We start from the raw sequence: 8,262 nt of genomic DNA, 5'->3' as shown, positions 1-8,262 counted from the left end.
TACTCCGAACAGGGTGAATAAGGCCCTATTTCCTTTAAACGCAATAGAGAAATTTCGATTTGGAAGCACTTTAGCAGCTGTTAAGTTAATGATATTGTATCTAACTGTTGATCTTCTCGTTTTACAACAAGCGCAGCAGTCGTTCCGATCTGTCCCCTGAGTGTATGGGATACACCAGTTAAACCCAAATCTGAAGCAGATAGCCCATCGACCGAAAGAATAAGATCACCGGATTTCAATCCGGCTTCTTCTGCTGCACTGTCAGGAAATACAGAAAAAATTCGAATATTTAAATCAGTATCAAGTCCAACCAGTACGCCTATACCTGCATATTCTCCACTGGTAGTTCTTGAAAATGAATCAAAGGTGTCACCCGACAAAAGGGTTGTATAAGGATCCCCCAGCCCTTCAAGCATACCTTTTGTAGCACCTTTCCAGAGTTGGGCATCATCAACAGATTTGAAATATTCCGACTTTATTCTATGACAATTTCCTAAAAAGCGAAATAATTCAGCCGGGTGTCCGTTCGTAATAAACACAGCATATCCCACTGGAAATATTACGGCCCCGGAAAGTATAAGCACTGCACCGGCCAACACTGATTTCCAATGCTTTAATACAATGGATTTCATTACAAGTACCCCATAGGATTGGCTGGAGATCCATTTATATCGACTTCAAAATGACAATGAGGTCCGGTCGAATTACCGGTGGACCCCGCGTATGCGATAACAGAACCTTTTGACACGGACTGGCCTTCAGAAACAGCTAAGGATTGATTATGCCCGTACAATGTTGAAACTCCACCACCATGGTCGATAATAACGGCATTTCCATAGCCGGAAATCCATCCGGAGTAAACAACTACTCCACTATCCGCTGCATGGATAGGAGTTCCATAGTCCACGCCAATATCAATTCCCGCATGGAAAATAGTAGTTCCGAAAATTGGATGTGTCCGATAACCAAAAGGTGAAGTAATCGGTCCGCTGCAGGGCCAGCTCATAGCACCAGTACCCTGTACATAACCATCATCGCTGCCTCCGCCGGAAGCCGCCTGACGGGCAGCCTCAGCAGCCGCAAGGCGCTGCTGGATCAAATTCCTGACCTGTTCAGCCTGAGCTGCGAGATCCCGCTCCATTTGTGCTGCAGCCGCTCTGTTGCTCTTTGCGGAATCAAGTATCTTCTGCTGTTCAGCCTTTTTGGCAGCAATTTCCTGCTGAGCTTTTTCCGCTTCAAGAGCCAGGGCATCGAGCTGTCGTTTATCTTCTTCCAGCTGTGCTTTTTTGGCTTCAATGGCAGCTTTCTGCTTCTGTATCTCCAAAATCAGATTATAGTCAGACCGGATAATTCTTTTGAGCAATTCCAGACGATTTGCAAAGTCACTGAAACTGTTTGCCCCAAGAATAACCTCCAGGTAATTCAGTTGTCCGTGCATGTATATAGCACGAACACGACGGTTTAATATATCCTGTCTGGATTTGAGGTAAGCTTCTGCTTTAGCTATATCCCTTTTGGTCTGTTCAATCTGAGCATTAATTTGAGCTTGCTTCTGTTGAATGCCTCTGAGCCTTGCGGTAGCCGCATTTAGTTCCGCCTGAATTCCTTTCAGCCTGACACTGACTTCTTCAATTACCTGTTCCCAGTTAGCCTGTTCGATACGGGATGCATCAATCTGACCCTGAATATCAGATAACTGATCATCAAGATCATCCGCATAAGAAGGTACGTAAATAGAAGCATTGCCAATAACCAGGGAAAAAATCAGAGCTGAAACAATATTCCTTGTTATTTTCATTGGAAATCATACCTTCATATACTTGCGAAGCGAAATCGTACTTCCTAAAATGCCAATGATGATTCCGGCTCCAAGAATGATTGCAGAAAGATAGCCGACAAAAGGCCATATTGAAATCATTGGTATAAATACAAGGCCTGCATCTGTCATTTTCTGTAGAACGATTTTGTACCCTTCCCATAGAATAAGAGAAGCTATACCGGAACCAATAAAACCTATGACCATACCTTCAAAGATAAATGGCCAGCGGATAAACCCATTAGTAGCTCCTACGTATTTCATAATCTGAATTTCACGGCGTCTTGCAAAAACGGTCAATCTGATTGTATTGGAAATAATAAAAAGCTCCGCGCCTGCAAGAAAAACTATAAGAATAATACCGCCAATGCGGATTACTTGTGCCACTTTATAAAGCTGCTCAATAATTTCCTGCCCATATTGTACGGAATCTACTTCATTATATTTAGAAACGATTGCTACCGCATTTTTTAAAGATTCCGGATTGGAAAAAGAAGTTGAATAGGAAGCTGGAAGAGGATTGCCATTGATGGCCTCCAATATTCCCTGCTGATCTCCAAGACCTTTTTTGAATTCCGCCATTGCCTGATCTTTATTAGTAAATTTAATTTCTTTAAGATCAGGAAGTGCCTTGAGCCGCTGCCCTACTCCCATAACCTGGCTGGTAGTTAATCCATCTTTCAGATAAATGGTCATTTCCACCTGGCTTTCAAGATAGGAGGCCATATGATTGACATTCAGCACCGCACAGAGAAACGTCCCCAGAATAAACATGGATAACGTCACAGTCAGAATGGAGGCAACTGCCATAAATTTATTCCTGAAAAGAGAATGAAAAGTCTCCTTCCAAAAATAACCCAAAGAACTAAACATGTAGGTGGTATCCCCCTTTTTCCTGATCTGCAATGATACGGCCATCTTCAATATTAATGACCCGCTTATGCATGGTGTTTACAAGATCCTTGTTATGTGTAACCATAATAATGGTCGTCCCCATATGATTGATTTCATTAAAGAGCTTCATGATTTCATCAGTTGTCACAGGATCCAGGTTGCCGGTTGGTTCATCAGCAATCAAAAGAATAGGCTGATTGACAAGTGCACGGGCTATGGCCACACGCTGCTGTTCGCCGCCTGAAAGGCGGGAAGGAAGTTCTTTTGCCTTATTTCTAAGGCCCACAAGGTCAAGCACTCTGTTAACACGTTCCTTGATTTCACGGCTTTTCGCACCGGTTACCCTGAGGACAAAAGCAATATTATCAAATACAGTTTTTTCCGAGAGAAGGCGGAAATCCTGGAATACGATGCCCAGCGTCCGCCTGTAATAGGGAATCTTACTTCTTTTTAATCGGGTAATATTGATTCCATTGACGATAACAGTTCCGGATTCAGGCACCAGTTCATGAGTCAGTATTTTCACAAAAGTGGACTTGCCGGCCCCACTGGGACCTACTACAAATACAAACTCTCCTTTATCAATATGAGTGGAAATATTTTTCAGGGCCGTATGTTTTGGATCATAATTCAGAGACACCTGATCAAAAGTAATCATTAATTCCTCACTTTCTTGCAAGCAGTGTTTTTGCTTTTTTTACGATATTTTCAGTAGTGAGTCCATATACTTCGAGCAGTTCATCAGCTTTACCGGATTGGCCAAAGGTATCTTCCGTTCCAATCATTGCCATGGGAACAGGGTTATTCAGGCAGAGCACTTCTGCAACTGCACCACCCAGTCCCCCTTTTACCGTATGTTCTTCACAGGTAAGAATTGCGCCGGTTTCTTTGGCAGCTTTATTGATGGCGTCCTTATCAATTGGCTTTATGGAGCTCATATTGATAACCCTTGCAGAAATTCCGTCCGCTTTAAGTAAATCGTGAGCTTTTTGGGCCATGGCCGTCATAATGCCGCAGGCAATAATTGTAAGATTAGTACCAGGGCATACCTCAAAGCTTTTACCCGGTTTAAAAATATAATCTTCCGGCATGATGTCATCACATTTAGCACGGCCCATGCGAATATAAACTGGTCCATAATAAGAAGCCGCCCATTTGACAGCCTCTTTAGTTTCCTTTGCATCAGCCGGAACAATGACAGTCATATTGGGAAGTGCTCTCATCAAGGTAATATCTTCAAGCATTTGATGAGTAGCGCCATCTTCACCAACCGTGAGGCCGGCATGAGTAACAGCAACTTTTACATTCAGCTTAGGGTAACAGATGGAATTTCGAATCTGTTCATAAGCACGACCGGCACCAAAAACAGCAAAGGTAGATGCAAAGGGAATTTTACCTGCCGCAGCCAATCCGGCTGCGACACCCATCATATTAGCTTCAGCAATACCGGTATCAAAAAAACGATTAGGATATTCCTTTGCAAAAACCTGAGTTTTAGTGGAAGCAGAAAGATCAGCATCCAGTACAACAATATCAGGATTCACAGCCCCTAATTCTTTAAGAGCTTCACCATATGCATCACGAGTTGCCTTACCCATTTATTCTTCCTCCACTGCTTTAATAAAACGTTCGCATTCTTCAGCGGTCGGAGCTTTTCCATGCCATCCGACTTTATTTTCAATTTCCGGAACGCCTTTACCCTTAACTGTCTTCATCACAATCATGGTAGGCTTCCCTGAGGTCGCTTTTGCTTCTTCAATCGCATTATGAAGCGCATTAAAATCATGGCCGTCCGTAAGAATAACATGCCATCCAAAAGCCTTGAATTTTTCATCGATGGGAAGAGACGACATGACTTCCGTAATAGGGCCGTCAATCTGGAGACCATTATTATCCACAAAAGCAGTCAGGTGATCCAGTTTATAATGAGCAGCATACATAGCTGCTTCCCAAACCTGACCTTCCTCGAGTTCTCCATCACCAAGAACCGCAAACACTCTCCAGTTTTTATTATCTATTTGGGAAGCAAGTGCCATGCCACAAGCGGCGCTAATTCCCTGTCCAAGAGAACCGGTGGTCATATCTACGCCCGGAGTATGTTTCATATCAGGATGTCCCTGAAGCATATGACCAGCCTGACGGAGACCTTCAAGTTCTTCTTTCGGGAAATATCCTCTTTCAGAAAGGCAAGCATACATAGCAGGAGCCCCGTGTCCTTTGGAAAGGACAAGCCTGTCCCTTTCTTGCCAGTGAGTATCCTCAGGATTTATATTCATTTCCTTAAAATAAAGAAGTGTGAGAAGATCCGCCACTGATAAAGAACCACCAGTATGACCGGAATTTGCTTTAGTAATCATTTTCAAAATATCAATGCGTACTTCTTTCGCCTTTTCCTTGAGTAAAGTGATCTCTTCACTGGTAAGATGACTCATCAGTTTTCCTCCTTGTTTTCGACAAGATTTTTTAAAATATGAACATTCTGCAGAGCCTGCTCCTGAAGCCGTTTCACATTGCCCCAGCCGGAAAAAGATTCCGCATCGGCACACAGTTTACATGTATTATTATACAACTTTATTGCATCCATATGGGAAACAGAACATACCGGTTTTTCTCCAATCAGTGCCAGAAAATTGTCTATTTTGGGATCATAGGAAATTCCAAGGAAAGGTACATGCATCAATGCGGAAAAAATCAGGGCATGCAGCCTCATGCCTACGAGGACATCCATACTGCCTATAATAGACATAAGCTCATTTATAGTATAATCTCCCGGCAATACGTACACATTATTATTGTTTGAGCAGATTTTTATTGCGGCATCCCGATCTTCCGGATACTGCATAGGAATGAAAATAATAGAAATATCTTTATTCAGAGAAAGTTTTTCAATATATTTTTTTAAATCAGCCATCCATTTTTCAGAATGATTCCAGTTACGGATGGCGATACCGATTTTCTTTCCAATACCGGGAACATGGTTTTCATTCAGAATGTCCTGACCGGAAGCTAAATCTGCCGGCTGTAGTGAAAGCACTGCATCAGCAGTGGTATAAATTCTGCTGTGGACTCCCAGCCTTTCAAGAAATCCTTTGGATTCTTTATCCCTTACCGTTATTGCATCTACGTGATTAAGGACGTGTTTCAGAATAATCCGAATCACCCGATATCTTACAGGACCTATTCCCTGAGAATAAAGAAATACCTGCTTTTGAAAAAGAACTCCCAAAGTAATGATTGACAGATAATAAATCATGCTTTTCCAGCTCGTGACATCCTGGAGCAGGCTTCCGCCGCCGCTGATAATCAGGTCGGAGTTGAAAATGGCTGTAATAATCTGGGAAATCGAAAAACGGGGAATCCCATGTACACCAAAAGAATGGGCAGTTTCTTTTGGATTACCGGAAATGACAGTGATATCCGGTTCATCAAAAGTTTTCCTTAAAGCCTGCAGTATGGCAGAAAGCATTGCTTCATCCCCGGCATTATTGAATCCATAATAACCGGAGATGACGATCTTATAATTTGCCATATCGTTCTCCAAAAAATTTGGTAATTCGAACCAGAATCATAACCCCAATCAGAGCAGCAATGACAGAAAGACTTCCGGCGGCCAATCCGTCAAAGCCTCGAATGAGGCTCAACATATAAGGACTCCTCATATGGGCGAAGGTTTCAACCATGGATCCCTGGCCAATTGTTACTGCAACAATAAGAAAATAATGGAAAATCTGAGGCCATTTCCGGTAAAGGGCAGTCATTGAAAGAAGAACTGCAGGGTGCCCGAAAAGAAATTCTTTTTCCCTGGGGCGGGCATACATTACATCTTCAAGAAATCTCCGAAGCGCAATTTCGAAAGCGGGTACAGGAGCACCGTTATTACCACTTCTGCCGATAAACATAAATCCGACCATGGCAAGAATTCCAAGTCCGACAAGAAGCCCCAGCTTAATCTGGATATTACAGAATTTCCTGACAAAACGAACAAAGTCACGATCAGATGCAACAACACTGCCGAAGAATGGGAATTTCTGGATATATACAATAGAAACAAACACAAGAGGAAGGACAAAAGTTGCTTTAACGCCGCGGAAGAACTGTATTTCCAGTAGAAACCTGATATCTCCTAGAAGTCCGCTGATGAAAGCTGCACCGGCCAGAGATAAAATTCCTGCTCCCCAAAGCAGGGCCAGAGATTCAACAAGAAGATGAGCCCAACCGACGTCAGAAAAGGCAGTGTCTTTTCTTTTAAGGCAATAATCGAGGAACAATGTCATAACGATAACCGGTGTGCATACGGCTATTCCCAAAGCCAGGAGCTGAAGCGGAAGGACAGAATTTTTCAGCCAGAATAATCCCAGCGTGCCCAAAATACCCACGATTTCAACAGGAAGCCAGTAATTGCGTAGTATCGGCAGAATGAAAATGAAGGCAAGCACAATAAGAGATACTGCCCCAACCATAACAATGGCTCGCAATATTTTAGTCGGAAAATAAGGAGCAAAAACGGAAGCCTTTCCGACCGTGAACCCATGATTGGCCAGACGGGCTGAAACATCGGCAATGTAAGATGCATTTGTTTCAGAAAGCGTCATTCCATCGACAGGAAATTTATAGGAGGGGAAAAGATTCATCCTGATATTTCTTTCAATATCAGAAATATAAAATCTTGATGCTGCTTCTTTTGGGGTTATTTTAATCAATTCATCCTTGGACATTGCGTAAAGACGAACCGTATTATAATTTGAAAAAGTAGTCATATCCAGATTACCGGACTGACGCTCAAAGCCAAGCTGATTCTGAGCTTCTATGAGAACAACCGGAATTCCCCGGGACTGAAGTCCACGAGTGACATCAGTCACATAATTCTTATATCCAAGTACCTCTTTTCCCTGAAAAATAACAGCACTCACCTTGTCGGATACATCTGCGGCTTTGAAGAAAAGGTCAATATATTCTTTTGTGACATGAGGTTCATTAACTGGCCGCAGAACGATATAGAATCCTTCTTTAGCTGCAGATTTAACGGTTTCCTGATAAATCCCCAGTGGTTTCAGCATAAGCTGGTTATAGACAGCATTGACTTCAAGAGTATCCGTACCATTGACTGACAGAAATCTTACAGCATCCTTTCCCAATACAAGAGGCAGATGTTCTTCTGTTTCCATGAAATAGGAACGTCCCACCCCATTAAATGACGGCTGAATATAAATTTTATTATCCGATAGGCCACCCACATCGGGATTTCGAGATATAAAATCACTTCCCTTATATACCCTGAGATAGTCATGGCCGGCCAGTTTTTCAAGGGTTTCATCATATACAGCTAATGATGTGACTCCACTTTCTCTATAGAGTGCAAAAAGATCATTGACTGACTTTTTTTCTACCGCTGCATTATCAATGATGTTGTAATAATCATACACGTTTTCAACCGAAGAAGCGGCTGACTCTACATGAGTACGCTGCAGGGAAATAATCCCTGCAGCGATAACACCGATACATATTAAAACTGCCAGAATCCTGCAGGCGTTTTTCTGTATGGCCGTCATTTC

The 8,262-nt window shown here is 42.6% G+C and carries 8 protein-coding genes; all 8 read right to left on the bottom strand.

Annotated features, from left to right (window positions below; all coding sequences use genetic code 11):
* Positions 1-80: 80 nt before the first annotated feature.
* Genes QZN42_RS00955 through QZN42_RS00920 form a run of 8 tightly spaced genes read right to left on the bottom strand, consistent with a single transcriptional unit; the run spans position 81 to position 8,259 of the window.
* On the bottom strand, positions 81-632 hold the full coding sequence (locus QZN42_RS00955) for a S41 family peptidase (RefSeq protein WP_296953751.1): 552 nt from the start codon (positions 630-632) through the stop codon (positions 81-83).
* Entirely contained in the window at positions 632-1,798 is a 1,167-nt protein-coding gene (locus tag QZN42_RS00950; RefSeq protein ID WP_296953749.1) for a murein hydrolase activator EnvC, read from the bottom strand. The genes QZN42_RS00955 and QZN42_RS00950 overlap by 1 nt, the downstream gene beginning before the upstream one ends.
* A 6-nt stretch (positions 1,799-1,804) precedes the next feature.
* Positions 1,805-2,689, bottom strand: a complete 885-nt coding sequence (ftsX, locus tag QZN42_RS00945) for a permease-like cell division protein FtsX (RefSeq protein ID WP_296953747.1) — start codon at positions 2,687-2,689, stop codon at positions 1,805-1,807.
* Positions 2,682-3,368, bottom strand: coding sequence for a cell division ATP-binding protein FtsE (gene ftsE, locus QZN42_RS00940; protein WP_296953745.1), 687 nt, complete (start codon positions 3,366-3,368; stop codon positions 2,682-2,684). The genes ftsX and ftsE overlap by 8 nt, the downstream gene beginning before the upstream one ends.
* A 7-nt stretch (positions 3,369-3,375) precedes the next feature.
* On the bottom strand, positions 3,376-4,308 hold the full coding sequence (locus QZN42_RS00935) for a transketolase family protein (protein ID WP_296953743.1): 933 nt from the start codon (positions 4,306-4,308) through the stop codon (positions 3,376-3,378).
* The gene (locus QZN42_RS00930) at positions 4,309-5,142 is read right to left on the bottom strand and encodes a transketolase (protein ID WP_296953741.1); all 834 of its coding nucleotides are present in this window, start codon (positions 5,140-5,142) and stop codon (positions 4,309-4,311) included.
* Entirely contained in the window at positions 5,142-6,239 is a 1,098-nt protein-coding gene (gene csaB, locus QZN42_RS00925; protein WP_296953739.1) for a polysaccharide pyruvyl transferase CsaB, read from the bottom strand. The genes QZN42_RS00930 and csaB overlap by 1 nt, the downstream gene beginning before the upstream one ends.
* On the bottom strand, positions 6,226-8,259 hold the full coding sequence (locus tag QZN42_RS00920) for a DUF5693 family protein (RefSeq protein WP_296953737.1): 2,034 nt from the start codon (positions 8,257-8,259) through the stop codon (positions 6,226-6,228). The genes csaB and QZN42_RS00920 overlap by 14 nt, the downstream gene beginning before the upstream one ends.
* Positions 8,260-8,262: the final 3 nt, after the last annotated feature.

Source organism: uncultured Dialister sp., assembly GCA_900314595.1.
In the GTDB taxonomy this organism is placed as follows: domain Bacteria; phylum Bacillota; class Negativicutes; order Veillonellales; family Dialisteraceae; genus Dialister.
Note: the sequence above shows the minus strand (reverse complement) of the source record. Positions and strands in the feature narration are given on the sequence as shown.